This window comes from Xenorhabdus sp. TH1, assembly GCF_037260955.1.
Lineage (GTDB): Bacteria > Pseudomonadota > Gammaproteobacteria > Enterobacterales > Enterobacteriaceae > Xenorhabdus > Xenorhabdus griffiniae.
On record NZ_CP147734.1, the window covers coordinates 742374 to 768964 of the forward strand.

Here is a 26591-nt window from a genome sequence, read left to right on the forward strand (position 1 = left end):
TCTACTATGTCGTGCAATCCTGTTTTGCAAGAGGCTTTTTTTGCGAATGGTTTTGTAAATGGTTTTGTGAGAGTCAGTGGCGTCATGCTTTCAGTTGTGGGATGATTAGCAGGTTTTCAGGGGGGGAGATGGGCAAACTAACGCTACTATTATTGGTTCTGCTGGGGTGGTTACAGTATTCACTGTGGTTCGGCAAAAACGGTATTCATGATTATGTGCGGGTTAAGGCTGAAGTTGATAAACAAGAGGTTGATAACTTAAAACTAAAAGCACGTAATGACCAGTTGTTTGCTGAAATTAAGGATCTTAAAGGGGGGCAGGAAGCGATTGAAGAACGCGCTCGTAATGAATTGGGCATGATTAAACCGGGAGAATCTTTTTATCGTATGGTGCCTGATACCTCAAAGCATAATGCGCAATAACCGTTAAATCAAAACAGTAAATAATAATCGAAATGAATAAGTCACAACTTCATTCCCCTGCTGAAATTATCGCCCTGATCCCTGCTGCGGGTATTGGTAGCAGGATGAAATCAGATTGCCCAAAACAGTATCTGAAAGTTGCCGGAAAAACAATTCTTGAACATACCTTAGCAGCATTGTTTGAGCATCCTTGTATACAACGCGTCATTATTGCGCTGAATCCAGCTGATACCCAATTTGCGCAATTGCCTGTCGCTTCTGATCCAAGAATTACGACAGTTATTGGCGGTGAAGAGCGAGCTGATTCGGTTCTGGCTGGGTTGGATTATCTGGCTAGTTTGCCCACAGGCACAGACAGGACAAGCTGGGTTTTAGTGCATGATGCAGCCCGTCCTTGTCTCCATCGAAATGATCTCGATAGCCTGTTGCGGATTATTGATCACAATGCAGTCTCTCCTGACATATGTGGTGGATTATTGGCATCACCGGTGAAAGATACGATGAAACGCATGGTATCGCTACCAGTCACAGAGTCACCCACAATTGACCACACATTGATTGCGCATACCGTTGACCGTAACGGACTGTGGCATGCTCTGACGCCACAATTATTCCCTTTGCAGTTATTGCGTGATTGTTTGATCAAGGCCCTTGCAGATCAAGCCTGTATCACCGATGAATCTTCGGCACTTGAGCATTGTGGTTATCGTCCTGTGCTGATTAATGGACGGGCGGATAATATAAAAGTGACCCAACCTGAAGATTTGGCATTGGCTGAATTTTACCTATCCCAAAAAGCTAAGGAATCGAACGTATGAGAATTGGACATGGTTTTGATGTGCATAAATTTGGCGGAGAAGGGCCATTGATCATTGGCGGTGTCCGCATTCCTTATGAACAGGGATTAATTGCTCATTCCGATGGGGATGTCGCCTTACACGCTGCTACAGATGCTCTATTGGGCGCGGCAGCATTGGGAGATATTGGTAAATTATTTCCCGATACCGATCCTGCCTTCAAGGGGGCGGATAGTCGTGAATTACTGAAAGAAGCCTATCGCCGTATCCGTGCGAAGGGCTATCGGTTAGGCAACCTGGATATCACCATTATCGCACAGGCACCAAAAATGTTACCGCATATTCCCCAGATGCGGGTTAACCTGGCGGAAGATCTTGAATGCCATATGGATGATATTAACGTTAAAGCGACAACAACAGAAAAACTGGGATTTGTTGGTCGTAAAGAGGGTATTGCCTGCGAAGCGGTTGCTTTGTTGGTAAAAGAATAAGCGGGTAAAAGAAATAAATATGACATTGAGTGAATTACATTGGCTTTATGGCCGGCCGGAAGCGACCGGTATTGTGAAAGCCACACCAGAAGACTTTATTGTTCGCGAAGATTTGGGATTTTCTCCTGATGGCGAAGGCGAACACTTAATGGTACATATCCGTAAAACAGGATGTAACACCCAATTTGTCGCGGATCATCTTGCCCGTTTTGCCAAAATACCGGCACGCTCTGTCAGCTATGCGGGGTTGAAAGATCGCAGTGCAGTGACAGAACAGTGGTTCTGTTTGCATATACCGGGGAAACAAGATCCAGATTTCACGGCATTTCAACTTGAGGGTTGTGAAGTGCTGGCAACTTCCCGCCAGAAACGCAAGCTACGAATTGGCGCATTGAAAGGCAATGACTTCACACTGGTATTAAGGGACATTTCTGACCGGCAATCAGTGGAAAAGCGTTTGCAGCAGATAGCGCAAACTGGTGTGCCGAATTACTTTGGTGAACAACGTTTCGGGCGGGATGGACAAAATTTAGTCCAGGCTCAACGCTGGGCAGCTAATGAAATCCAAGTCAAAGAACGTAACCGGCGTAGCTTTTATCTTTCTGCTTGTCGCAGCGCGATGTTTAATACTGTTGCCAGCAAACGTATTGCCCAAAATGGACACCAAAAGGTAAAAAATGGCGATGCATTACAATTAACGGGGCGCGGTAGTTGGTTTGTGGCTGATGAATCTGAATTATCGGTATTGCAGCAGCGAGTTGTGGATGGAGAGTTACAGATAACAGCACCTTTACCGGGTGACAAAGCATTAGGAACACAATCTCAGGCCCTGGATTTCGAACAACAATGTTTATTGGATTACGAAGCACTTTGGGCGTTAGTTAAACGTGAGCGTGTGGAGAGCGCCCGTCGGGCAATATTGGTGAAACCGCTTAACCTGCGTTGGGAATGGCAAAATGACCAAACTGTCATTCTGCATTTCTCTTTGCCATCTGGTAGTTTTGCAACCAGTGTTGTTAGGGAATTGATCAATCAGGATCTTGGTTCTTCCCTTGATGTGGCTTGAATGCAAAGCACTCTACAAAACTGTTAACGTCATGCTAAGATCAAACACACGCAGGGTAAATCACCCTATTAAATTATTTTATTTTTATTAAAATCAATGAGATATATCAATGTTACGGATATTGCTGAGCAACGATGATGGTGTCACCGCACCGGGTATTCAAACCTTAGCGGCTACATTGCGGAAACACTACCATGTGCAGGTAGTTGCACCTGACCGTAACCGTAGTGGTGCGTCAAATGCCTTAACGCTGGATCGTCCTTTGCGCATCAACACACTGAACAATGGTGATATTTCTGTTCAGGAAGGTACACCGACGGATTGTGTCTATTTGGGTGTGAATAATCTGGTACGTCCTCGTCCTGACATTGTTGTTTCTGGTATCAACTGTGGTCCTAACCTTGGTGATGATGTGATTTACTCTGGCACGGTCGCGGCTGCAATGGAAGGACGCCACTTAGGTTTACCCGCATTGGCGGTATCACTCAATGGTGACCAACATTATGAAACAGCGGCAGAAGTGACCGTGCGTTTATTAGCTTTGCTGCAAAAATCCCCATTGAGAACGGGCAATATTTTGAACGTTAATGTCCCTGATATTCCCATTGAACAAATCAAGGGGTTTCGGGTGACCCGATGCGGTTGCCGTCATGCTGCTGAGCAAGTCTATGCCATGGAAGATCCCAAAGGTAATATGCTTTATTGGCTAGGCCCTCCGGGAGAAAAAAGTGATTTTGGGCCAGAAACAGATTTTGCTGCGGTAGAAGAAGGATTTGTCTCCATTACCCCTTTGCAAGTAGACTTAACAGCTTATAAAACCCAAGAGCTGATAAATGATTGGTTGGCAAAAGTCGGGGATATTGGGGAATGTTAAACCGATCAATAAAAAATTTTCTGGCGCAATTGCGTCAGCAAGGAATTCACAATGAACACCTGTTGGAGGTTATTGGCAAAGTACCTCGAGAATGTTTTGTTGATGAAGCTCTCGCCCATAAGGCATATGAAAATACCGCACTGCCTATTGGTCATGGGCAAACGATATCCCAACCTTATATTGTCGCTCGCATGACAGAGTTGCTGAATTTGACCCCTGAATCCAATGTATTGGAAATTGGGACAGGATCAGGTTATCAAACAGCAATACTTGCTCACTTAGCCAGACGTGTTTTTTCCGTGGAGCGGATTAAAGGATTACAGTGGCAGGCTAAGCGCAGATTGAAGCAACTCGACCTACATAATATCTCAACCCGCCACGGTGATGGCTGGGAGGGATGGCCATCAAAAGGGCCCTTTGATGCTATCATTGTCACAGCCGCGCCACCAGAAATTCCACAGGCATTACTCCATCAACTTGCCGATGGAGGCGTGATGGTTTTGCCTGTGGGCGAGCGTACTCAGTTACTGAAAGTGGTACATCGTTATGGTAATGATTTTCATGGCGACGTTATCGAACCAGTCCGTTTTGTACCCCTAATTCAAGGCGAGCTAGCATAATCAGCTAATTTATTTGAGGGGGTCAAATTAGCTGTTATTTTTTCTGAAATTAAGCAAAATGTTTCGCTTTAAGTCTTTTTTAACCCTAAATTTTTGATAAATCATCATCATTATTTGCACTTATATTTGCCTTTATGGGGGAATAAAGTATGAATCTAAAAAACTCAGTGAAAAAAATAAAATGGATAATTGCCAGTACTGTTGTGGGAATTGTACTGGTAGGTTGTAGCAATACATCAAATCGCCCAGCCCCAATAGTGAATATCGATACAAATCGTGTATCAGATGATCATGCTATTAAGAACCGTCAACTAGTGAATAATGCTGCCAATAGCAATTCGTCTCAAGGAAGAATTATTTATAACCGTAACTACGAAAATATTCCCAAAGGAAGCTACAACAAGAGCACTTATACGGTTAAACATGGTGATACTTTGTTTTATATAGCTTGGATTACAGGCAATGATTTCCGTGATCTGGCTCTCAGAAATAATATTTCAGAGCCTTATAGCTTAAATGTTGGTCAAGTATTGAGAATAGGTAATCCAACCTCCAAAAATAGCGTATTATTAGCATCAAATATCACGAGATCTAAAATTGGTCAGGTTGATTTTCAAAAAATTAATGCGTATCCTGCAAATATTGATAGATCAAGTTCAGGGAAAATGTTGCCTAAGACTAAGGCAACTGTTTCTGATGGAAACAATACCAATTCGAAAGTGTTTGCAGCAACAGATGCAGGGGCAAATAACGTTATTAATGGTATTGATGCAATTAATAATTGGAGGTGGCCGGCAGAAGGAAAAATTCTTGAAGGCTTCTCTGATTCTCAGGGAGGAAATAAAGGCATTGATATTGCGGGGAGCCGTGGCCAACCCGTATTTGCTACTTCCAGTGGGAAAGTGGTTTATGCCGGAAACGCATTACGTGGCTATGGAAATCTAATAATAATAAAACATAACGATGACTACCTAAGCGCTTATGCGCACAACGACACAATGTTGGTACGAGAACAACAAGATGTTCAAGCGGGGCAAAAAATTGCCACCATAGGTAGCACCGGAACGAGTTCGGTAAGATTGCATTTTGAAATTCGCTATAAGGGAAAATCCGTAAACCCGCTGCGTTATCTTCCGCAGCGATAAACCGGGGCAGGGATCTAAAATTCCTGCCCGCATTATCATGGGTAGGAGCAGCTGATGAGCCAAAGTACGCTTAAAGTTAATGAGTTGTATGATGAGGCGGATTTAGACGAAAATAGCATGGAAGCTGATGACTTTGATGAAGCGTTGCTGAAAGATGAGGATGATATAACTGGTCTTGATGAAGATTTTGATTTGTTGCAAGGAGTCAACCAACGGGTGCTGGATGCAACACAGCTTTATCTTGGAGAGATTGGTTTCTCACCTCTGCTGACAGCAGAGGAAGAGGTTCTCTTTGCTAGACGAGCATTGCGAGGGGATGTAGCTGCACGCCAACGCATGATTGAAAGTAATTTGCGATTGGTTGTAAAAATATCCCGCCGATATAGCAATCGTGGATTAGCTCTGCTAGATCTGATTGAAGAAGGTAACCTTGGGCTTATTCGTGCGGTGGAAAAATTTGATCCTGAAAGAGGTTTTCGTTTTTCCACTTATGCGACATGGTGGATCCGTCAAACAATTGAACGTGCCATTATGAATCAAACTCGCACAATTCGTTTGCCTATTCATATAGTCAAAGAATTGAACGTCTATTTACGTACTGCAAGAGAACTGGCACATAAATTGGATCATGAACCTAGTATCGAAGAAATTGCGGAAAAACTGGATAAGCCTGTTGAAGACGTAAGTCGTATGATGCGGCTGAACGAACGCATTACTTCTGTCGATACACCAATTGGTGGTGATTCAGATAAGGCATTATTGGATATAATATCTGATGAAAATGATTCGGGGCCAGAAACGACCATTCAAGATGATGATATGAAACAGAGTATCGTTAAATGGTTGTTTGAACTGAATGCAAAACAGCGCGAAGTTTTAGCTCGCCGTTTCGGTTTGCTTGGATACGAAGCGGAAACATTGGAAGATGTTGGGCGAGAAATTGGTTTAACAAGAGAAAGAGTTCGTCAGATTCAAGTTGAGGGGTTGCGCCGTCTTAAAGATATATTGCATACCCAAGGCTTGAATATAGAATCATTATTCCGTACTTAATTCTTTATACCTGAGAACGTATACCTAAGAAACTTCAAATTATAGCGTCGTGGAAAATAGATAAATTCCAGAAGCAAAGATAATTAGACAACTTTGTGATGGCAAGGGTAGAAGTAATTCCCGAAGTGGCAATTGAAAATATAGAGGTATATATGCCAATCCCACTTCAAGTTGCAGCTTGCAAATCAATGTGATTGTTTATATCTCCCCGCTACGCGGGGAGATATAAGACGCGTATTGAAGGGCGATTTGGTATAGATAGTAATCCTAAGGTGGGCTAAATAAGCCCGCCTTTTATTTACTCATTTATATTTCCATTACCATTTTGTGTTTCATTTATCAATGTTAGATAATCGGAACACCACTATGAAATTTAAAATCCTGATCGGGAGTTTGAATAAGCTCTGCTTCAATCTGGCCAAAATAATTTACTCTTTCTGTAATATCTTCTTTAGATATTGACTGGGCGAGCGTCAAATAGTCTTGGTAATGGCGAGCTTCTGAACGTAGCAGAGAAATATAAAACTTACCTAATTCCTCATCCAGATGAGGGGCCAGTTTTGCGAAACGTTCGCATGAGCGTGCTTCAATATAAGCACCAATAATCAGTTTATCGACCAACGTATAAGGCTCATGGTTGGTGACATGCTGAAATAGGGATTTGGCATAGCGGCCAGCGCTGATACTGTCATAGCTTATTCCTCTGGCATCCATGATTTCCAATACTTGATAAAAATGATGTAACTCTTCTTTAATTAATAACACCATTTTGTCAATGAGATCTTGACTATAAAGTGATTTTGCCCGGGCAGTAATTTGCTTGGTGGCCTGATTTTTTCCTTTTAATGAATGAATATCGCCAATTTTTTTGTAGGCAAAGTTCTCATAAGGCTGAAACCAAGTCAGTAGGGTGTCAGCACTTTCAGGATCAACGGCATATTTACGAATTAAGAACATAGCACTTTGTGCTGCTTTCAATTCACAGAGTAGATGATCGCGCAACAAAATTGGCAGATTCTCAGGCTGCCGCGCCTTTTCTACCCATTGGTCGGGAGTTTCACACTGTAAAAATTGATAAATGGGTACTAACAAATGGGTATCAAACTTCATTGTTGTTCCATTCATGGCTATTTTATTCATTGTTAAACCATATCCTTTAGACGATAAATCCACTCCAATGCCTGACGTGGCGTCAAGCTATCTGGATTAAGGTTTTCCAATGCTTCAACTGCTGGAGAAGTTTCTTCTGTCAGCAGGGTTAACTGTGGTGTATCGACATGGCCTGCGGTTGCACTATTGGAGAGTGATTCCAGCTCTTTCAATTTCTGGCGAGCACGTTTAATGACATCGCGTGGAACACCTGCCAGCGATGCAACAGCTAATCCATAACTCTTACTTGCCGCCCCTTCTTGTACACTGTGCATGAAAGCAATGGTGTCGCCATGCTCGACTGCATCAAGATGAATATTGACAACACCTTCCAGTTTTTCAGGCAGTGTTGTCAGTTCAAAATAGTGAGTCGCAAACAGGGTCATTGCTTTGATACGGTTAGCTAAATTTTCAGCACAAGCCCACGCCAGGGATAAACCATCATAGGTTGATGTACCACGGCCGATCTCATCCATCAAAACCAGACTGTGCTCAGTCGCGTTATGCAATATATTGGCAGTTTCGGTCATCTCCACCATAAAGGTAGAACGTCCTGATGCCAGGTCATCGGATGCACCGACACGAGTAAAGATACGATCTACCGGCCCAATAACTGCTTTTTCGGCAGGAACAAAACTGCCAATATAAGCCATCAACGTCATCAAGGCTGTCTGGCGCATATAGGTACTTTTCCCCCCCATATTCGGCCCTGTAATAATCAGCAAACGGCGCTGTGACGAGAGCGTTAATGGGTTAGAAATAAATGGTTCGCTTAATACTTGTTCGACAACCGGATGCCGGCCGCCAGTGATCTGAATACCAACTTTATCGGCTAGTATCGGGCAGGTGTAATTTAGGGTTTCAGCACGTTCGGCAAGGTTTGCCAGGACATCCAGCTCTGACAGCGCTTCGGCACAAGTTTGCAAATCGGCCAGATGAGGCAGTAACAGATCGAATAACTCTTCGTACAAGGCTTTTTCGATGGCAAGTGCTTTGCCTTTGGAAGTCAGCACCTTGTCTTCATATTCCTTTAATTCTGGAATGATATAGCGTTCTGCGTTTTTCAGCGTTTGACGACGAACGTAATGGATAGGGACTAGATGGCTTTGTCCACGGCTAACCTGAATATAGTAACCATGCACTGCATTAAAGCCCACTTTCAGGGTATCAATGCCGAGTTTCTCGCGTTCGCGGATCTCCAGTTTATCCAGATAATCACTGGCCCCATCAGCCAACGCTCGCCACTCATCCAATTCAGCATTATAGCCCGTGGCAATGACGCCACCGTCACGCACCAGAACAGGAGGTGTGTCGACAACCGCATTCTCTAGCAGAGTTTGTAATTCATCAAAATGTCCCACACGCTGCTGTAGCGTTTGGATATAAGGAGCCTCTGAGGATGTCAGGATCTGATGGATATCAGGCAATTGTTGGAAAGCATGGCGCATTCTGGCCAGATCACGGGGACGGGCAGAGCGGAGAGCAAGACGGGCAAGCACACGTTCTAAGTCACCGATCTGACGCAAAAATGGTCGTAATTCATAACCGATTTCTTGTAAGGCGGAAATAGCTTGATGGCGATTTTCCAGCACGTCTATATTGCGGGTTGGTGCATGTAGCCAGCGCTTTAACATCCGGCTACCCATCGGTGTTACACATTGATCGAGTACTGATGCCAGCGTATTCTCAGTACCACCGGATAAATTTTGTGTAATCTCCAGATTGCGACGGGTAGCGGCATCCATAATGACCGTTTCTTGTAGGCGCTCCATCGTAATGCTGCGAATATGGGGTAAAGTGGTGCGTTGTGTATCTTTGACATATTGCAGTAAACAGCCTGCTGCACGCAGGGCGAGCGTCGCTTTTTCCACACCGAAGCCAATCAGGTCACGGGTGCCAAATTGCAAATTAAGTTGCTGTCTTGCTGTATCCAGTTCAAATTCCCACATTGGGCGTCGGCGTAGACCGTGGCAACGTTCAATCAATGCCATATGCTCAAATGTTTCAGGATAGAGTAATTCCGCAGGGCGGGTTCGTTGCAATTCTGCGGCAATACTATCTTCGTCGGACATTTCAGAAACGCGGAAACGGCCAGAAGTGATATCCAGCGTCGCGTAACCAAATCCTTGGTTATCCTGCCAGATAGCGGCGAGCAGATTATCTTGACGTTCTTGTAGTAAAGCTTCATCAGTGACAGTGCCAGGAGTCACAATGCGCACAACTTTGCGTTCAACAGGACCTTTACTGGTTGCAGGATCACCAACTTGTTCGCAGATCGCCGCAGATTCACCGAGTTGTACCAGTTTTGCCAGATAGTTTTCGATTGCGTGATAAGGGACACCTGCCATCGGAATAGGCTGACCAGCCGATTGCCCGCGCTTGGTTAGGGAGATATCCAGTAACTTCGCCGCCTTTTTGGCATCGTCATAGAACAACTCGTAAAAATCCCCCATTCTATACAGCAACATAATATCGGGGTGCTGCGCTTTCAGACGCAGATACTGTTGCATCATGGGAGTATGGCTATCTATACCCTTTGCTGGAGATTCTTTCATATTGACTTGATTCAATTTTACTATTCCTGTTGACTCAGTTGGGTCATCGACGCTCAGTCAACCCATCTAAATGACAAAACCTAAATATAATCAGCTAAGGATGGAACGTTAATAGCCTCATCCTGGGCGAAAACGCTATCTTATCACTGATAATCTGTGTGATTCATCTGTAGGTGCGGTTAGAAGACTTGAACGGTAGGTTAGCAGGATTATTTGCAGGAATGTATCAGATTTTTTGACAATTCAGCAGGATTGCGAAGCGGCTCGATTGTTGTTTGGCTTAAGCCATGCTATCAAATAATAAGAAAGCAGATGACATAAAGCACTTGAATGCTATAAGAGATATCAAGAATTGACGGACTTAGAGGAAATTATCGTGGCTATTTACCAACCCCCATACACTATTACCCCAGATATACTTAATCGAGTAGTAGAAATTGGTGAGTTATTAGGGCGTTGGTCAATGCAAGCGGAAACTTCTTCGCCTGTATTACGTAAAGAAAATCGCATTCGTACCATACAGGCATCATTGGCAATTGAACATAATAGTTTATCTACGGAACAGGTGACGGCAATTATTAATGGAAAGCGTGTGTTGGCACCAGCAAGGGATATTCAGGAAGTGCGCAATGCCATATTGACCTATGAAAAATTATCGGACTGGCATAGCTCCCGTGTAACGGATTTATTGGCTGCACATCGGCTACTGATGACTGGATTGGTTGATCGCCCAGGGCAATTACGTGGAGGAGATGTGGGAATTTATCAAGAAAAACAGTTAATCCATATGGCTCCTCCTGCTAGTCAAGTACCACGGTTAGTGGACGAATTGCTGACATGGTTGAAACAGACGGATATTCACCCATTGATCGCCAGTTCAATATTTCATTATGAGTTTGAATTTATTCATCCATTTACTGATGGTAATGGTCGAATGGGGCGCTTGTGGCAAACATTGATTTTGAGCGAATGGCGTCCTGAATTAGCTTGGTTACCGGTAGAAACGTTAATTCATTATCAACAACAGGACTATTATCAGGTGCTTAGGGAGTGTGATCGTACTAGCGACTGTACGCTATTTATTAATTTTATGCTGGAAAAATTAGCCGAAACGCTTAGAGAAAACCTGGATCTGCAAAAACAGAAATCTGTCGCAATGTCGGTAGAAATGTCGGTAGAAATGTCGGTAGAAAATCCACAACCACTAAAGGCTACTGCACAAAAAATCTTATCGGTTATTACTGCTCATCCTGCCATCACAATAATCCAATTAGCGGATGAATTGGGAGTAAGTCGACGCACAATAGAACGAAATATTAAGATATTACAGGATAGTGGGTATTTGATCCGTATTGGGGCGAAGAAAGGAGGCTATTGGCGTATTGGATAGTTCAGTAAATTTTAGATCAATGTTAGCTTGAATTATTCACTATTGCGGATGCATGATTAAAAAGGAACCTACAAACTTGTATTAAGAGAAAAAATAATATGACGAGAAGCAGCGGAATATTAATAAAAAATAAGGACGAAATAGAGAAGATGGAAATAGCGGGGCGCTTGACTGGTCAAGTACTTGAAGCTGTCCGTCCTATTATTGTGCCTGGTGTTACGACTCTTGAAATTGATTCATTTTGCCATGATTACATTATCAATACCCTTGATGCGATACCGGGTAGTTTGGGGCAATATGGTTTTCCTTATACAGTCAATACCTCAGTTAATCATGTTGTTTGTCATGGTTGGCCTTCGGAAAAGAAGCTGAAAAATGGGGATATTGTTAATGTGGATGTTACTGTCAAAAAAGAGGGATATTACGGCGATAGCAGTATCACATTTTGTGTCGGGGATGTACCCTCTCATGCCAAACGTTTGGTTAATGTGACTCAAGAATGCTTATATAAGGCAATTAAGATAGTCAAACCTGGTATCACTCTGGGAGATATTGGTCATACGATACAACAACATGCCGAGGCAAATAATTACACGGTGGTACGTGAATATTGCGGGCACGGTATTGGCTGTAATATGCATGAGGAACCGCAAGTTCTGCATTATGGCGAGGCGGGAGAAGGTATTATCTTGGAAGAGGGAATGACTTTCACCATTGAACCTATGATCAACCAAGGCAAAAAGGATATAAAACTGCATAAAGATGGTTGGACAGTAACAACTAAAGATCGTCGGTTATCGGCTCAGTTTGAGCATACGATCTTGGTAACTCGTGATGGTTTTAACGTGTTGACTCTGCGGGATGAAGAACGTGAAGTTTTCGAACGTTACTTGTCAATCACTCGATAATTTACAATTTATTATATAATAATTTTCCCAATACTGTGTTGTACAGGATTGGGTTTTATTTTGATTGGCATTTAATTAACTGTTGGGCAAGATCCTTCCACTTTCTCAGAGAGAGTTTTATAGCATAGTGCAGTGTGGCGACGGGTATATACCTTTCATGGGGATATATGCCTGTTGGCTGTATAGGGTTGGTTTATGGAAAAGGAAGTAAAAAATTAAATAATGGTTTGCTGTTCGTCTTACTGTGGAAAAGGATTCTTATGAACAATAATAAATTTTTAAAACATATCCCTTGGATGATATTGGGGATAATTGGCGCATTCTGTCTTGGAGTCGTTGCGCTGCGTCGGGGAGAGCACGTGAGTGCTTTGTGGATCATTGTCGCTTCCGTAGCCGTTTACTTGGTTGCTTATCGGTATTACAGCCTGTATATCGCCACGAAGGTGATGAAATTGGATGCCACGCGTGCAACCCCTGCTGTTGTCAATAATGATGGTTTGAACTATGTTCCCACCAACAAAAATGTCTTGTTTGGACACCATTTTGCCGCCATTGCGGGAGCAGGACCGTTAGTGGGGCCAGTATTGGCGGCACAGGTTGGTTATCTGCCAGGAACATTGTGGTTGTTGGCGGGGGTAGTGCTTGCTGGCGCGGTGCAAGACTTTATAGTGTTGTTTATCTCCTCCCGTCGTAATGGGGCATCACTGGGTGAGATTGTCAAAGAAGAGATGGGGCGTGTGCCAGGCACAATAGCTCTGTTTGGTTGCTTCTTAATCATGATCATCATTCTCGCGGTGCTGGCGTTAATCGTCGTGAAAGCCTTGGCAGAAAGCCCATGGGGTGTATTTACTGTTTGTTCGACAGTGCCCATTGCGCTTTTCATGGGGATCTATATGCGATATATCCGTCCGGGGCGTGTGGGTGAAGTCTCTGTGATCGGTATTCTCCTGCTGGTTGCCGCTATTTGGTTTGGTGGTGTTGTTGCCGCAGATCCTTACTGGGGGCCTGCGCTGACTTTCAAAGATACCACCATCACTTATGCACTGATCGGGTATGCATTTATCTCTGCATTATTGCCAGTTTGGCTTATTTTGGCGCCGCGTGACTATCTGGCAACTTTCCTGAAAATTGGGGTTATTGTTGGCCTTGCGATTGGGATTATCATCCTGAACCCTGAACTGAAAATGCCAGCCGTCACACAATATATTGACGGTACTGGGCCAGTTTGGAAAGGAACGCTATTCCCATTCTTGTTCATTACTATTGCTTGTGGTGCGGTGTCTGGTTTCCATGCTCTGATCTCGTCAGGGACGACACCTAAGCTGTTGGCAAATGAAAAAGATGCACGTTTCATTGGTTATGGTGCGATGTTGATGGAATCGTTTGTGGCGATCATGGCATTGGTTGCTGCATCCATCATTGAGCCGGGACTGTATTTTGCCATGAATACCCCTCCGGCAGCGTTGGGCATTACCATGCCTGACCTGCATAACTTGGGTACTGCCGAAGCACCAATGATTATGGCCTCTTTAAAAGAAGTAACGAGCCATGCGGCAGCGACTGTCAGTTCTTGGGGTTTTGTTATTTCACCCGATCAAATTTTGCAAACAGCAAAAGACATTGGTGAGCCATCCGTTCTGAACCGTGCCGGGGGCGCACCAACCTTGGCTGTGGGTATTGCTCATGTATTCCATCAGATCATCCCTGCGGCAGACATGGGCTTCTGGTATCACTTTGGTATTCTGTTTGAAGCTCTGTTTATCCTGACGGCGCTGGATGCCGGTACACGCTCTGGCCGTTTCATGTTGCAGGATCTTTTGGGTAACTTTGTGCCATTCCTGAAAAAAACGGACTCTCTGATTGCGGGCATCATTGGTACAGCGGGTTGTGTTGGCTTATGGGGCTATTTGCTGTATCAAGGTGTGGTTGATCCATTAGGCGGCGTCAAGAGCTTGTGGCCGTTATTTGGTATCTCTAACCAGATGTTGGCTGCCGTTGCATTGGTATTGGGTACGGTTGTTCTGATCAAGATGAAACGCACCCGATATATCTGGGTAACGGTGATCCCTGCGGTTTGGTTGTTGATTTGTACCACATGGGCGCTGGGGCTGAAATTATTCAGTGATAACCCACGGCTTGAAGGCTTTTTCTTCCTGGCGAAAGAATATAAGCAGAAGATTGCCGAAGGGGGTGCAGAATTGACGGCTGGGCAAATCAGTAACATGAATCACATAGTTGTGAACAACTACACCAATGCGGGCTTAAGCATCCTGTTCCTGATAGTGGTATACAGCATCATTATCTATGGTATCAAAACTGCGATCAAAGCCAGCAAAAATCCAGAGCGTACCGATAATGAAACGCCTTATGTTCCGGTTCCTGAAGGTGGGGTGAAAGTCTCTTCTACGCACTGATGCGATACTAAAACTGATACCAGCCAAATCATTGTGTATCAGTAACCGCTATACCCCACATAATTGGCTTTGTATTATGTGGGGTATTTTTATAGAACAAGCCTTGGAGAACCATTTATGTTTGGTAATCTTGGTCGGGCAGGCAAGTATTTGGGGCAGGCTGCCCGAATGTTGGTGGGGGTTCCTGACTATGACACATATGTACAGCACATGAAGGAAAATCACCCTGATAAGCCTTATATGTCTTATGAAGAATTTTTTCGCGAACGTCAGAATGCTCGCTATGGTGGCGATGGCAAAGGCGGAATGCGCTGCTGTTAGTAAAAAAATCGGGAAACAAAAATGCAACCAATATCAGTCACGATCCTGACCGGTTTCTTGGGATCAGGCAAAACGACGCTGTTGCGTCATATTCTTAATGCTAATCATGGTCATAAAATAGCTGTCATTGAAAATGAATTTGGTGAAGTCCCCATTGATGATGAATTGATTGGTGATCGCGCAACTCAGATTAAGACATTAAGCAACGGATGTATCTGTTGTAGTCGTTCGAATGAGCTGGAAGATGCATTATTGGACTTGCTGGATAGCTTGGATCAAGGGGTGATCAACTTTAACCGCCTGATTATCGAATGTACAGGCATGGCTGATCCCGGCCCAATCACACAAACTTTCTTTTCCCATGAAATCTTGTGCCAGCGTTTTTTGCTTGATGGCATTATCACGCTAGTGGATGCGGTTCATGCGGAACAACAGTTAGATCGTTTTTCCATTGCACAGGCGCAGGTGGGATATGCAGACAGAATTCTTTTAACCAAAACAGATGTTGCTCCAGTTCATGATGTTTTAGTTGAACGTTTGCAGAGAATGAATGCCAGAGCGCCTATTCATAAGGTTATTCAAGGTGAAGCAGATTTAGGCTTATTGTTCGATATCGAAGGATTTATGTTGAATGATAAACTGACGGTGTCGACACCTGTTTTTCGATTTGTACCCAAGCCACAAAACTCGGTTCAATCGATAGTTATTAACTTAGCGTACCCAGTTGAACTGCCAGAAGTTTCTAACTTGATGGAGGAATTATTGCTGAGTTTCGCGGATAATCTTCTGCGTTACAAGGGAATTCTTGCTATCAAAAAAGAACCACGTCGGTTACTGTTTCAAGGGGTTCAGCGTCTGTATAGCGCAGATTGGGATCGGGAATGGCGCGATGACGAATTACGTGAAAGTGTGTTGGTTTTTATTGGCATAGATCTGCCTGAACAGCAAATCCGTGAAAAATTTGCGGAATTGTTTGAAGAATAATTGATTGAGTAATAAATTTTTGTGGAATTTTAATTGTTAATTTTTATTTCTTATTGAGCAGTGACGTTGTTCATATAAATTCGCTGCTCAAGTTTAAATAAAAATTTATATATTGGCTTATTTGACTTAAGTTTTTTTAAAGAATAAACTTAGGTTATTTAACAGGTATAAAACAATAAAAATAAAATTTATTTACAAGTCAGGCTTGTCATACGTATAAAATAGTCATTTATCTTAGATGTTCATAGTATCGTCTATTTTATCTGTCGGCAATCTCCACAAATTAATTAGTGGAGATTGTTACAATAACAAGTCATGTTAGTGAAAACAGTGGGAATAATAACACCATTATTTAGAGCGGGACTCCCAAATTCTAGAAAAACGTTTCACATTACTGGCAGTGTAAATTACAGTATGTGAAATATTACGGTGTCCGAGATAGTCTTGAATCAAGCGGGTATCGCGACCGAGATCAGCTAATGCATAACCACAAGCGTGCCTTAACATATGTGGGTGTGGAGAAACACTGACAGATGCCTGCTTCCCATAACGTTTTAATAAACCATAAACTTGTTGCCGTGAAACAGGGCCTGATTTTTGGGAGAGAAATACCCATGGAGAATCGGCCTCCCGCCATTTTTGACGAATATCTAGCCATTTATTTAACGCTTCAATTTCCTCTGGAATTAAAGGATGTGTGGTTGAAAGCCCACCTTTTAATCGTCTAATGTGAATGATCGCTGAATGTAAATCGAGATCAGACAGGCGTAGATTACATAGTTCACTTACCCTAAAACCATGAATAAAACACATTAACAGCATGCAATAATCCCGCTCTGCGTGGCGTCCTTGCTTTGTTGCTGCCAAAATTGCGTCTATTTCGTATCGGGTTAAAAACTTACGTTGCTTCATGAAAATGTCATTCCTATGAAATCAGAAAGATAAATTGTGAATAGCAAGGTATTTAAGTTAATCGAATACAACAAAACATTAGTGTTTTTTAAACATGATTAGCCAAATACCAGATTGAATTAATTGGAATACTGCAAATAAAAAATTTGCTGCTTATTTTTAATGAAAATGCTAATTGAAATCGTATAAATACGTGCTATGTGATTCTGATACACAGAATGAGGTAATCATAAATAGAATTCCATACATAAAAACAACTCTATTGAACTTTATAACTAATCATTTGGCTTGGTTTATTTTTTAGTTTTTTATTCTTTTAAAATCCCTTTTTGGTGTATTGGGTTTGTATTTTTACTGCATTTAGTGGAAAAAGTAAATGATTTATCTAATCTGTTTAGATAACGCCTTATTATTGATTGAAAATTAACTTTTATTTGGTGTTTTTGAAATAATATTTTTATTTTTTGCTTGCTGTTGGTTTTTTATTCTAAATAATTAGAGTTTTTAGATAAAAATGACAAATTATTAGTTATATCAATAGGTTAATGTTTGGGGTAACTTTAAGTTAAAGGAAAGGTTTTAGTTAATTTGATAACTTAGGTTATAGTTTCAATTAGTTATCATCATTGTGATTTGGATTTAGTTTTGCGGTTGTTTTTTTATTCAATTTGTAAAGTTTAATTAAATAGATATTTTTTATGATTAATTAAATATAGAGTTATCATTAAAATAATTATTTAATAAATGAGTGTAGTAGATTCTATAGGGTATTGGTTAGTTCAATGCGCCTTATATCCCTGAGCAGAACTGGCAAGGATTTATGGCGCATCAGGTAAATCTTAATAATAAGATTGATCGTAATTGATTTTCTTACGCATTGGTCTTTTTAAATAAGTGCCCATATCAGGAGAAGGCCAAGAAAGGGGAAACACATAGCAAAATTCCAGTAAATATGATCAAGATAAGCGATATTCCTTTGTAATGGCGCAGGCCAGGGACTTTGTAGACCAAATAAGCCGGAATAAGGCAGCCAACGATGCCAAATATTGGGCTACAAATAGAAGTAAAACTTAATACTGGGGCATTCAGAAGGATCGCGCCCCATGCCAATAAGATGGCAAAAAGCATGATACCTTTTTGTATCCACTTTTCGTTGATCTTTTCAGCAGGCATCAGGCGACTAAGAATATTCATGGCAATACCTTGGCTGGCTTCGCGAAACCCAAGGTAAACACCAAAAAACGCAGTCATCACGGCAAAAACATTAAGCATGATACTAACGGCAATAACCCAACCGCCGGGAAAAAATTGGGCGGCAATGGCTAATGCTGAAATATTCTGTTCATAGGCTTTGAGTGCTTCGTCATGTCCCATTGCCAACGTAAAAGAGATGGCATAGAAAAATACCGTACAAAACAGGATACCAAAGGCAATGTTCATAGCCCTCAGTGCTTTATGACGGGCAACTTCACGGTTTTTTTCCCGATTGCGATAAGAAATCACCATTGGACTAAGTGTTTGGATAAACAGGATGGAGGTGAGCGTAAAAGGTAACGTGATGATGGCTTTTTTGATCAATAGACCCAGGGGAGGTAATACCCCGATATTGTAAAGATGCCACATACCGATCATGGAAAATCCTAATGCCGCGATAACAAATAATTTGGTTATGACCATTAGGCTAGATATTTTGAACAGTAATTTTTCCCCACGGGAAGAGATAGCGACTAATACACAGATTAAGACCAATCCATAAAGTGGGTTTTTCGACATTAATTCATCGGTGACCCCAAATGTTTGCAGGTAAGAAGCACTATCATTGGTTATCGCGGTGGAATAAACAAACATCCAGATCACCAGCATAATGAAGTAGAGTACACCTAACAGGATGCCCCAATTTTTACCAAGATAACCACTGATAATACTAGGATAATCTTTGCATTCTGGTGACTCGGCAAGGGTATTGATGAAGAGTCTCTGAAAGAGATACATGGCGGGATAACCAATAATAGAAGATAGCAGGAAAACCCACAATCCCATCAATCCAACCTGAACAGGCAAGAAAACAATTCCTGCTCCGATTGCCATGCCGATACTCATAATGATCCAGCCCGTGTCGGTATGGTCGAATCTTATTGCTTTCTTCCACTCTTCCTCCGTCATATTGGCGCGTTTGGCTGATGGAGATAACTGTGGCGTGACATCATTGTTTTTTGTTGCTGTTTTCATATCTTTTAGTAAGTGAATTATCGTGTGCTGATAGTCAATGATTTCAAGGAGAACAATTTTTTCATGAAGAAGAAATTGCAAAGGGAAACTGCGCAAAAAAGAAAATTGCCGAAAACAGTTTGTCAGGATTAAATCCTTTTTATCGTTAATATTATGCTGTAATTCAGGGGATTAATCTAGAATTTTTTACTGGTGAAAGGCGCTGATACACAGTTTAATCCTGTTTCTTGATGAAAAAGAAAGTAAAGTCAATATCTAATTGGTAAGCCTTATTTCACTATGGTTTTGAGGTTAATAAAAAAGAATAGAATCGTGTCATTGATAATATAAAATGGAAATAGCCTAAGTTTTTTATTTTTATTTCGTCACAGTCCTGAAATTAAATTATCAGATAAATACTTGGTAAATTCTTAATAAGAAAATCGTTTAAGTTACCATTGTACTTATTATTCAATATCCACCTTTGATTGAAATTAAAATGCCGCAAATAGACTTGCGGCATTTTTTGCACTTATTTTTGCTGTTGTTTTGTTTTTTTAACTAGACATCCAATCGCTTGGTTTGCCATCTTTTAGACTTCCAACGCCAGGCGTTCACTAACCCGCGTATCCACTCGTCGCAGAAGAATCCTATCCAGATCCCCAAGATCCCCATGCCCATAGTGATCCCCAAAAAATAACCGATTGGAATAGATATTCCCCACATACAAATCAACGCGGTATAGAGAGGAAAACGGGCATCACCAGAAGCACGCAGGGCATTGACCATCACAATGTTGAAAGTGCGTCCTGGTTCTAAAAAGACTGAGAGCAGGAACAACGGCAGCAGAAGTTCCACAATTTTCTGATCTTCTGTCATGACATAGAGAAGCGGTTCCCTGAAAATCCAGAACATTAAGACGATGCCTACTGTAACAATCACACCAATTTTCAGGCTCTTCAGTCCTCGAAGATAGGCATCTTCAAAACGCTTTGCCCCAACCAGGTGACCAACCATAATCTCATTGCCAATACTGATAGAGATACCAAACAACATAATGAACAGAGATAGCTGGAAGTACAGCGTTTGCGCGGCCAGAGACATTTCACCCATCAGGCCGATAAACGCCTGTGCAGTCATATATTGCAGGACCCACACCAAATTTTCACCCGCGGCAGGTAAGCCGATGTGCAGAATTTTGCTCAACATATTCTTAGACCAGTTCACAAGCAATGTAGGCTCGAACTTGATCTTCAAGCCAAAAAACAGCAATCCGCAGAGCAAAATAACAGCGACAGTACGACCAAATACTGTAGACCACGCTACGCCTTCGAGTCCATATTGAGGCAATCCAAAGAACCCATACAGTACGATCATATTGCCGACAATGGTAAGCAGGTTAGCAATCAGCGTGACATACATGGCCGATTTTGATTTTCCATAAACCCGCATACAAGCCGCCAGAATAATCGAAATCGCTTCAGGTATCAGGCAGATGCCAAGAACATGCAGATAAGCAAATCCATCTTCCATCAGATTTTCTGGCAGGTTCATGATATACAGGATCTTATAACCGAAGAACACGGTGATCAGCGCACAACCGAAGCCCAGTACAAAATTAAAGGCGATGGAAATATGAATCGCTTGACTCGCTTTATCACGTTTTCCTGATCCCAGATATTGTGCAATGACAACACTGCAACCTACGCTGATGAAGTTAAAAATTGTAATAAAGAGATCAAAAACATGATTACCCACTCCCATTGCAGCAAGATAAGAAGAAGAAATATGGCTGACCATGTACGTATTAATTAATAACGTCGCCATATGCAGAAAGATATCAATGAAAATCGGCCAACTTAACGAAAAAAGAGAGCGATCAACAACATCAGACTGTTGCATTAGTAAAACCTATTTATTAGAAATGGAATGAGTGATATTTTGCGGTGTGACATACCTAGAAAGCGTAGATGATTTTACAGAGTTTATTGATGATTTGATAGACGGAATGGGTGATTTATGTCTTTGGTTTGTTGAAGAATTTGATTGGATAATAAATCGCCTACGGTAATCGCCAAAGGAGTCTGGTGTTGTGGTGGCATTCTCCAGGCTGCAAGCACAGCCTGCAAGAATTCAGAAGTAAACAGGCTTTCATCTGGCTCATCAGGGTCGGTATCAGTCGGAAAAACTTCACGCAGCATCCCGCTATCACCACCGCCTTCTTGCGATATGTTTTAGCATTCCTTTATTGTGATATTTGTCGGCATTGGATGCGCAGATATTGAGTGCACATAGTAGCCCAGCAACTCACAGTATTATCACTTAGTTTCAACATGAAATTACCTGAGCGATAAGCAAAGAAATTATTTTATATAGGAGAGCAAACTGAGGGAGTTCCTCGCAAGAGAACGACATTTAACCTCATGAGATAGATTGATTCCCTTTAAGTCGTTGTAACCTAATTGGTTTAATTCTTCCATTAATTCACTATCATAGTTACTGAGATCCCACTTGTTGCGTTGGGCAAAATAGATAATTGTGCGCTTAATTTGAAAATCTGGGATTTGGCTATAGCCACAGTCATGTTTTAGATAGATATAGACAGCCGTCAGATCTGCGAGATCTTCAGCTTCATTTTCAGACAGCGCTTTTGCCGGTTGAGCAAAACTGAACAGAACAAGAATGTACGCGAATAAGGCAATTTTTTGCATAATTTCTATTATACTGATTTTCTACCATTTTAATTAAATTAACATATTAATATCTTTGTTAGCCAAACTTTATTTACTTAATTTTGATAAAACTACCGTTTTTTCGCCAGTGAGAAAATTGGGTTATACGTTAACGATCGGTTTGTTCTGATAGCAGAGAATGTTATTTTATGCACTCGGTGGGCTTATGCTATTGAGTGCTATATAAATAGTCACATTCATTTTCACGTTTGACTTGTGATTATTTAAAATAAAATCAATTGGTTATATTAATGAAGAAACATATTGTAGAAGCATAAAACTTTGTGTTTTTCTGCTATCAGACGCTTTCAATTTTCTCCTTTTTTATCCTTCCATATCAAAAAGATAGACTCATTTTGTGTTTTAGTGTTAATGTCTTTTTTTTGATTGTTACAGTGAACGGTGTATCACTCGGTGTATCACTCAGACAGAGACACTATGGTGAGGTAACGAATGGCAGGGACCAACAAACTCAGTGACAAAAAACTAAAAGCATTGCTGGGCGTTAAAAGGGATTCTCCGGCTATGATTGCTGATGGTGAAGGATTGAGCATTAAGGCTTTCAAAAGTGGACAGTTAAGTTGGGTGTTTGTGTATCGCCTGGGTGGGCGTGGTAGTCGCTTGGAGCGCCTCACTTTAGGCCGTTACCCTGATATGTCCCTCAAAGTGGCAAGAGAAAAACGTGAACAGTGCAGAAGGTGGCTGGCTGAAGGTTTTGATCCCAGGATGGAGTTGGAACTGAGCACAGAAGAAACTTTAAAACCTGTGACTGTCAAAGATGCTCTGGAATATTGGTTAATGCACTATGCGCGCACAAAAAGAACAGATGAAGAACTCGCAAGAGCGCAGCTAAGAAAACATATTTATCCCCGATTGGGTCATTATCCTCTCGCACGATGTGAAACCCGCCACTGGGTAGCCTGTTTTGACGAAATAAATAAAACGCAACCTATGACAGCCGGGCGGATGTTTCAGATTTCAAAGCAAGCTCTCAGGTTTTGTAAGGTACGTCGTTATGCCACCAGTGATGCTTTAGCTATTCTTACTATTCAGGATGTAGGGCAGCCAGCAGGACAACGCGACCGCGTTCTGTCTGATTCTGAATTAGCGGATGTTTGGCGCTGTACTTACAGTAATGACCAGCAGCCTTATTATTCAAGGCTATTAAAAATATTGGTTTTGTTTGGTGCTCGTACGATTGAAGCGCGACTTTCTCACTGGTCTGAATGGGATTTTGAGTCATGGATATGGACAGTACCTAAAGAACACAGCAAAACCCGTGAAAAAATAGTGCGCTCAATTCCTGAGGGAATTCGCCCTTGGTTGACCGAGTTAAAAAAAGAAACGGGTAAATCAGGATTATTGTTAGGAGAAGATCGTACCCGTGCGTCAGTATCATTAAAAGGGCGTAGGTTGTACAAGGAGCTTAATCACGCAAAACCTTGGACATTGCACGATTTGCGCCGAACTTTCTCGACAGGGCTAAATAACATTGGCATAGCGCCTCACATTGTTGAGTTACTACTGGGACACTCCTTGCCGGGAGTAATGGCTATCTACAATAAAAGTCAATCCCTACCAGAGAAGTTAGACGCTTTGAATAAGTGGTACGATCGATTGGATGTATTGGTGGGTAATTATGAAAATGTGGTTATATTAAGAGCAAAATAATAAAGGCATCTTATGGCTGAGATAAAAATACCATTTAAATATTGTAGGATTGAACGGGCGGCTAACCTCCTGAACTGTGAAGTATCAGATCTGATTAACGCTGGTGTGAATGGGAAGTTATCATTATGTCTAAAATTGAATAACGTGCAAGGGATGTTATTGGCATCATCTCCATATGAAAAAATGAATAAGTGGGTTGATTTGTTATCTTTTGGAGGGACAATTGCCAATAATCTTGTAAAAAACTTAACACCTTACTCTTTTTATAAAATCGATAATTTTCGCATTAAAGATAATGGTGAAATTGTCGTTTATAACTACTTTAGTGAAGCTGATAGTAATAGTGATGTAATAAAAACACATTCATATGCAATCGGAAGAGCTTATGGTTTATGGAGAATAAACAGATCGTTAGAAGATATTGAGAATAATGGCATTGCTTATATTGATGGAACAGAGTTTACACCTTGTTCACCGACAAAAGATATGCCAAATATGCAATTTGTCATGGATGAAAATCTCTCTACTAAGGTTTACGCATTAGAGGATAATGATGATTTTGATGGGATTATAGATCGTGATAATTTTGAAAAAATTGCAATTACTCATGAAGATTTATGGATCACAGATATTGATATAAAGCGAATTCTTGAAAAAGAATATGATTTTAATTCCCTCGATATCGTACAACATTATGACGTTCTTATTGATAAAAAAGACAAAGATAAAATTAAAAAACCACATCATACAGCAGAAAGACACGCTAAGAATAGAGAACAAGTATTAATGGCTGCAATGCGGTTTCGAGAAGAATCTCCAAACGTATTCGATGCAGAATGCCGAAAAGCGGATCGTTCAATAAATTTTGCTGCGTGGGCGAGAGAAATTATCAGCAGACCATTTTTATTTCCCAATCACGAATTGACAATCAAGACCGAAGATAAAATTGCGGAAATCCTGAGTAACGCACATAAAGCTCCCAATGACAGGAAGTGACCTGTTGTAATCCATACAAAGGGTTGTGTAACCATACAGCCCCCTTTCTATATTAATTCATCCCGCTATAAGCCTTACAACGGGATGAATGTCTCTGATTGAAACTCTAGAATACTTCTGACAACACAAGTAAAGGAGGATCTGGATGTCAAATCAATATCACACACCTACATCAGAAGAACGCCGTACTATCTTGATGGAATATGGGGAACAATACGATCGCCTTGTTCGGGAAAAAGAACGCCAACATATTACATCTATCTCTCGAACGACTGCATGGTGTTTGGAAAAAGAAGGGCGTTTTCCTGCCCGTAAACCTTTAGGACGTAATTCTTGTGCCTGGCTTCTGAGTGATTTGTTGTATTGGATTCATAACCTGCCGACAGTAGATAATGTCAATAATCCATATAGCAGGAAATCGGCTTAGCATGATTAATCTCAAATGCACGCAAATGATCTCGTTTTATAAAAATATTCTCGGTGAATTCTGTTTTGCGTGTGTTTGCGCAAGATGTTGTGCAGACTAAAAACGTTGTCGCAACGGATTACTATTAAATTTAAATAAACAGGAAAAAATAATAATGAAATCAAACATGGTTAATAACCGTGGCGGGCACTCTTACGCCAAAAATCAGGAAATTAAACAATTCTCAGAAATGCTTCCCGTATCGATTAATAATATTGGTGGCAAGGAAATCCAAGCGATTAGCGCGAAAAAACTCTATGAATATCTGAAAGTCAAGCGAGACTTTACAACGTGGCTCAAAGATAGGATTAAGAAATATGGTTTTGTAGAAGGTACTGATTATATCCTTCTTGAAGGATTGAGCACACCAAAACAAGGAAGTGTTAATAGTATGCAGTTTTCCCCAAAACAGGGGAAAACCTCCAAAGGCGGTCGCCCTGGATCAGATTATATTATTAGCCTGAATATGGCTAAAGAATTGTCGATGGTTGAACGTAATGAACAGGGAAAAGCGGCACGGCTTTATTTTATTGAGTGCGAACAAGCCCTACAGCGTATCGCCCCCAAGGTAACGCAACAACTAAGGAACAAATTGCAAGCACGTATCAAAGCAGCCAATTATCATAAACCAATGTGTGCTGCATTGGAGCTGGCAAGGGCTGAACAAGGAAAAAAAACAGATAACCGACATTACAGCACAGAAAGCAATATGTTGAATCGTATGGTTTTAGGGGGAGTGACTGCTAAACAGTGGGCTAAGGCAAATAATATTGTTGGTCAACCGCGTGACAGCATGAATCAGTTGCAACTTGAACACCTTTCATATCTTGAACAATCAAATATCACGTTGATCGAGTTAGGACTTAGCTATCACGAACGGAAAGCCAAATTAACGGAGTTCTCTCAACGTTGGCTGGCTAAACGTATGGACGCCAAATAACGGTCTGAATAGTGCGAATTGCCGATAGGGGTAATTCGCCCCTGATATAAAACAGGCAGTGTGAAGAAGACGACCTTCTGTGATGACTCATATCTTATTTACATTATGAATCAAATAATTAATGGAATAATTCAACCTTTTGGCTCAATACCTAACTTACGCAATCTTTCCCGGCAGGCATCTTTAACCCAGGCACTGAAATTACCACTACCTGCAACGGATTCGATTTGTACAAGTAGCTCATCTTCAAAACGAATATTCTTTTTTGTGCTGCCTGATCTCTCGAATGGTTTTTTAGTCTTATTGTCTTGCATTGGTATGTACCAGGGTGTTAGGGTGAATAGTGTCGGTACGTACCAATATAAAGTAATTAAGTACGTATATCTACAAAAAGCAACGCCTCGAAGTGCGGCAAACACTGTCGAGGCGTCTAACCAACAACCGTTAATTCAGGTAACGATGATGGCTGACATACAGCAT

At 41.5% G+C, this 26591-nt stretch carries 25 protein-coding genes; 17 read left to right on the forward strand and 8 right to left on the reverse strand.

Features of this window, described 5'->3' with window-relative positions; translation table 11 throughout:
• Nucleotides 1–128: 128 nt before the first annotated feature.
• The 8 genes from ftsB (at nt 129) to rpoS (ending at nt 6465) form a co-directional block, all read left to right on the forward strand.
• Nucleotides 129–422, forward strand: coding sequence for a cell division protein FtsB (gene ftsB / locus WDV74_RS03245; protein ID WP_099141990.1), 294 nt, complete (start codon nt 129–131; stop codon nt 420–422).
• A 32-nt stretch (nt 423–454) separates the two neighbouring features.
• Nucleotides 455–1240, forward strand: a complete 786-nt coding sequence (ispD, locus tag WDV74_RS03250) for a 2-C-methyl-D-erythritol 4-phosphate cytidylyltransferase (protein ID WP_338884570.1) — start codon at nt 455–457, stop codon at nt 1238–1240.
• A complete protein-coding gene (gene ispF, locus WDV74_RS03255; protein WP_189759508.1) occupies nt 1237–1710 on the forward strand; it encodes a 2-C-methyl-D-erythritol 2,4-cyclodiphosphate synthase in 474 nt (157 codons plus the stop codon). Before ispD ends, ispF begins: the two co-directional genes overlap by 4 nt.
• A gap of 19 nt (nt 1711–1729) precedes the next feature.
• Nucleotides 1730–2776, forward strand: a complete 1047-nt coding sequence (gene truD, locus WDV74_RS03260) for a tRNA pseudouridine(13) synthase TruD (protein WP_338884571.1) — start codon at nt 1730–1732, stop codon at nt 2774–2776.
• Between the two features lie 109 nt (nt 2777–2885).
• The gene (gene surE / locus WDV74_RS03265; RefSeq protein ID WP_338884572.1) at nt 2886–3650 is read left to right on the forward strand and encodes a 5'/3'-nucleotidase SurE; all 765 of its coding nucleotides are present in this window, start codon (nt 2886–2888) and stop codon (nt 3648–3650) included.
• On the forward strand, nt 3644–4270 hold the full coding sequence (locus WDV74_RS03270; RefSeq protein WP_338884573.1) for a protein-L-isoaspartate(D-aspartate) O-methyltransferase: 627 nt from the start codon (nt 3644–3646) through the stop codon (nt 4268–4270). Before surE ends, WDV74_RS03270 begins: the two co-directional genes overlap by 7 nt.
• Before the next feature lie 167 nt (nt 4271–4437).
• Nucleotides 4438–5415, forward strand: coding sequence for a murein hydrolase activator NlpD (gene nlpD, locus WDV74_RS03275; RefSeq protein ID WP_338885524.1), 978 nt, complete (start codon nt 4438–4440; stop codon nt 5413–5415).
• A gap of 54 nt (nt 5416–5469) precedes the next feature.
• Nucleotides 5470–6465 (forward strand): RNA polymerase sigma factor RpoS, encoded by a 996-nt coding sequence (rpoS, locus tag WDV74_RS03280; RefSeq protein ID WP_338884574.1) that lies wholly within the window; start codon nt 5470–5472, stop codon nt 6463–6465.
• 345 nt (nt 6466–6810) lie between these two features.
• Here rpoS and WDV74_RS03285 read toward each other — a convergent pair whose 3' ends face one another.
• Nucleotides 6811–7605 (reverse strand): tRNA isopentenyl-2-thiomethyl-A-37 hydroxylase MiaE, encoded by a 795-nt coding sequence (locus tag WDV74_RS03285; protein ID WP_338884575.1) that lies wholly within the window; start codon nt 7603–7605, stop codon nt 6811–6813.
• Nucleotides 7606–7607: 2 nt separating this feature from the next.
• Nucleotides 7608–10169, reverse strand: a complete 2562-nt coding sequence (gene mutS / locus WDV74_RS03290; RefSeq protein ID WP_338885525.1) for a DNA mismatch repair protein MutS — start codon at nt 10167–10169, stop codon at nt 7608–7610.
• Between the two features lie 376 nt (nt 10170–10545).
• Here mutS and WDV74_RS03295 point away from each other — a divergent pair, with 376 nt between their 5' ends.
• The 5 genes from WDV74_RS03295 (at nt 10546) to yjiA (ending at nt 16186) form a co-directional block, all read left to right on the forward strand.
• Nucleotides 10546–11559 (forward strand): Fic family protein, encoded by a 1014-nt coding sequence (locus WDV74_RS03295; protein WP_338884576.1) that lies wholly within the window; start codon nt 10546–10548, stop codon nt 11557–11559.
• Between the two features lie 98 nt (nt 11560–11657).
• Nucleotides 11658–12467, forward strand: coding sequence for a type I methionyl aminopeptidase (map, locus tag WDV74_RS03300; RefSeq protein WP_338884577.1), 810 nt, complete (start codon nt 11658–11660; stop codon nt 12465–12467).
• Nucleotides 12468–12727: 260 nt separating this feature from the next.
• The gene (locus WDV74_RS03305; protein ID WP_338884579.1) at nt 12728–14881 is read left to right on the forward strand and encodes a carbon starvation CstA family protein; all 2154 of its coding nucleotides are present in this window, start codon (nt 12728–12730) and stop codon (nt 14879–14881) included.
• Between the two features lie 117 nt (nt 14882–14998).
• A complete protein-coding gene (locus tag WDV74_RS03310; protein WP_099118661.1) occupies nt 14999–15202 on the forward strand; it encodes a YbdD/YjiX family protein in 204 nt (67 codons plus the stop codon).
• Nucleotides 15203–15223: 21 nt separating this feature from the next.
• Nucleotides 15224–16186, forward strand: a complete 963-nt coding sequence (gene yjiA, locus WDV74_RS03315) for a GTPase (protein WP_338884581.1) — start codon at nt 15224–15226, stop codon at nt 16184–16186.
• A gap of 348 nt (nt 16187–16534) precedes the next feature.
• Here the strand turns inward: yjiA and WDV74_RS03320 are convergent, their stop codons facing one another.
• From WDV74_RS03320 to WDV74_RS03340, 5 genes are all read right to left on the reverse strand, one after another.
• A complete protein-coding gene (locus WDV74_RS03320; RefSeq protein WP_338884583.1) occupies nt 16535–17098 on the reverse strand; it encodes a tyrosine-type DNA invertase in 564 nt (187 codons plus the stop codon).
• Between the two features lie 903 nt (nt 17099–18001).
• Nucleotides 18002–19327 (reverse strand): hypothetical protein, encoded by a 1326-nt coding sequence (locus WDV74_RS03325; RefSeq protein WP_338884584.1) that lies wholly within the window; start codon nt 19325–19327, stop codon nt 18002–18004.
• A 540-nt stretch (nt 19328–19867) separates the two neighbouring features.
• Entirely contained in the window at nt 19868–21208 is a 1341-nt protein-coding gene (locus tag WDV74_RS03330) for an MATE family efflux transporter (RefSeq protein ID WP_338884586.1), read from the reverse strand.
• A gap of 83 nt (nt 21209–21291) precedes the next feature.
• Entirely contained in the window at nt 21292–21507 is a 216-nt protein-coding gene (locus WDV74_RS03335) for a hypothetical protein (RefSeq protein WP_338884588.1), read from the reverse strand.
• 162 nt (nt 21508–21669) lie between these two features.
• Complete coding sequence (locus WDV74_RS03340) at nt 21670–22017, reverse strand: YacC family pilotin-like protein (protein WP_338884590.1); 348 nt, start codon at nt 22015–22017, stop codon at nt 21670–21672.
• A 474-nt stretch (nt 22018–22491) separates the two neighbouring features.
• Here WDV74_RS03340 and WDV74_RS03345 point away from each other — a divergent pair, with 474 nt between their 5' ends.
• From WDV74_RS03345 to WDV74_RS03360, 4 genes are all read left to right on the forward strand, one after another.
• Nucleotides 22492–23709: a site-specific integrase gene (locus WDV74_RS03345; protein WP_338884592.1), complete on the forward strand. Its 1218-nt coding sequence runs from the start codon at nt 22492–22494 to the stop codon at nt 23707–23709.
• A gap of 12 nt (nt 23710–23721) precedes the next feature.
• A complete protein-coding gene (locus WDV74_RS03350) occupies nt 23722–24705 on the forward strand; it encodes a hypothetical protein (RefSeq protein WP_338884594.1) in 984 nt (327 codons plus the stop codon).
• Nucleotides 24706–24850: 145 nt separating this feature from the next.
• Entirely contained in the window at nt 24851–25132 is a 282-nt protein-coding gene (locus WDV74_RS03355) for an AlpA family phage regulatory protein (RefSeq protein WP_338884596.1), read from the forward strand.
• Between the two features lie 154 nt (nt 25133–25286).
• Nucleotides 25287–26111 (forward strand): antA/AntB antirepressor family protein, encoded by an 825-nt coding sequence (locus WDV74_RS03360; RefSeq protein WP_338884598.1) that lies wholly within the window; start codon nt 25287–25289, stop codon nt 26109–26111.
• A 131-nt stretch (nt 26112–26242) separates the two neighbouring features.
• On the opposite strand, the gene WDV74_RS03365 is transcribed toward WDV74_RS03360, so the two are convergent.
• Nucleotides 26243–26425: a YlcI/YnfO family protein gene (locus tag WDV74_RS03365; RefSeq protein WP_038220725.1), complete on the reverse strand. Its 183-nt coding sequence runs from the start codon at nt 26423–26425 to the stop codon at nt 26243–26245.
• Nucleotides 26426–26591 lie beyond the last annotated feature (166 nt).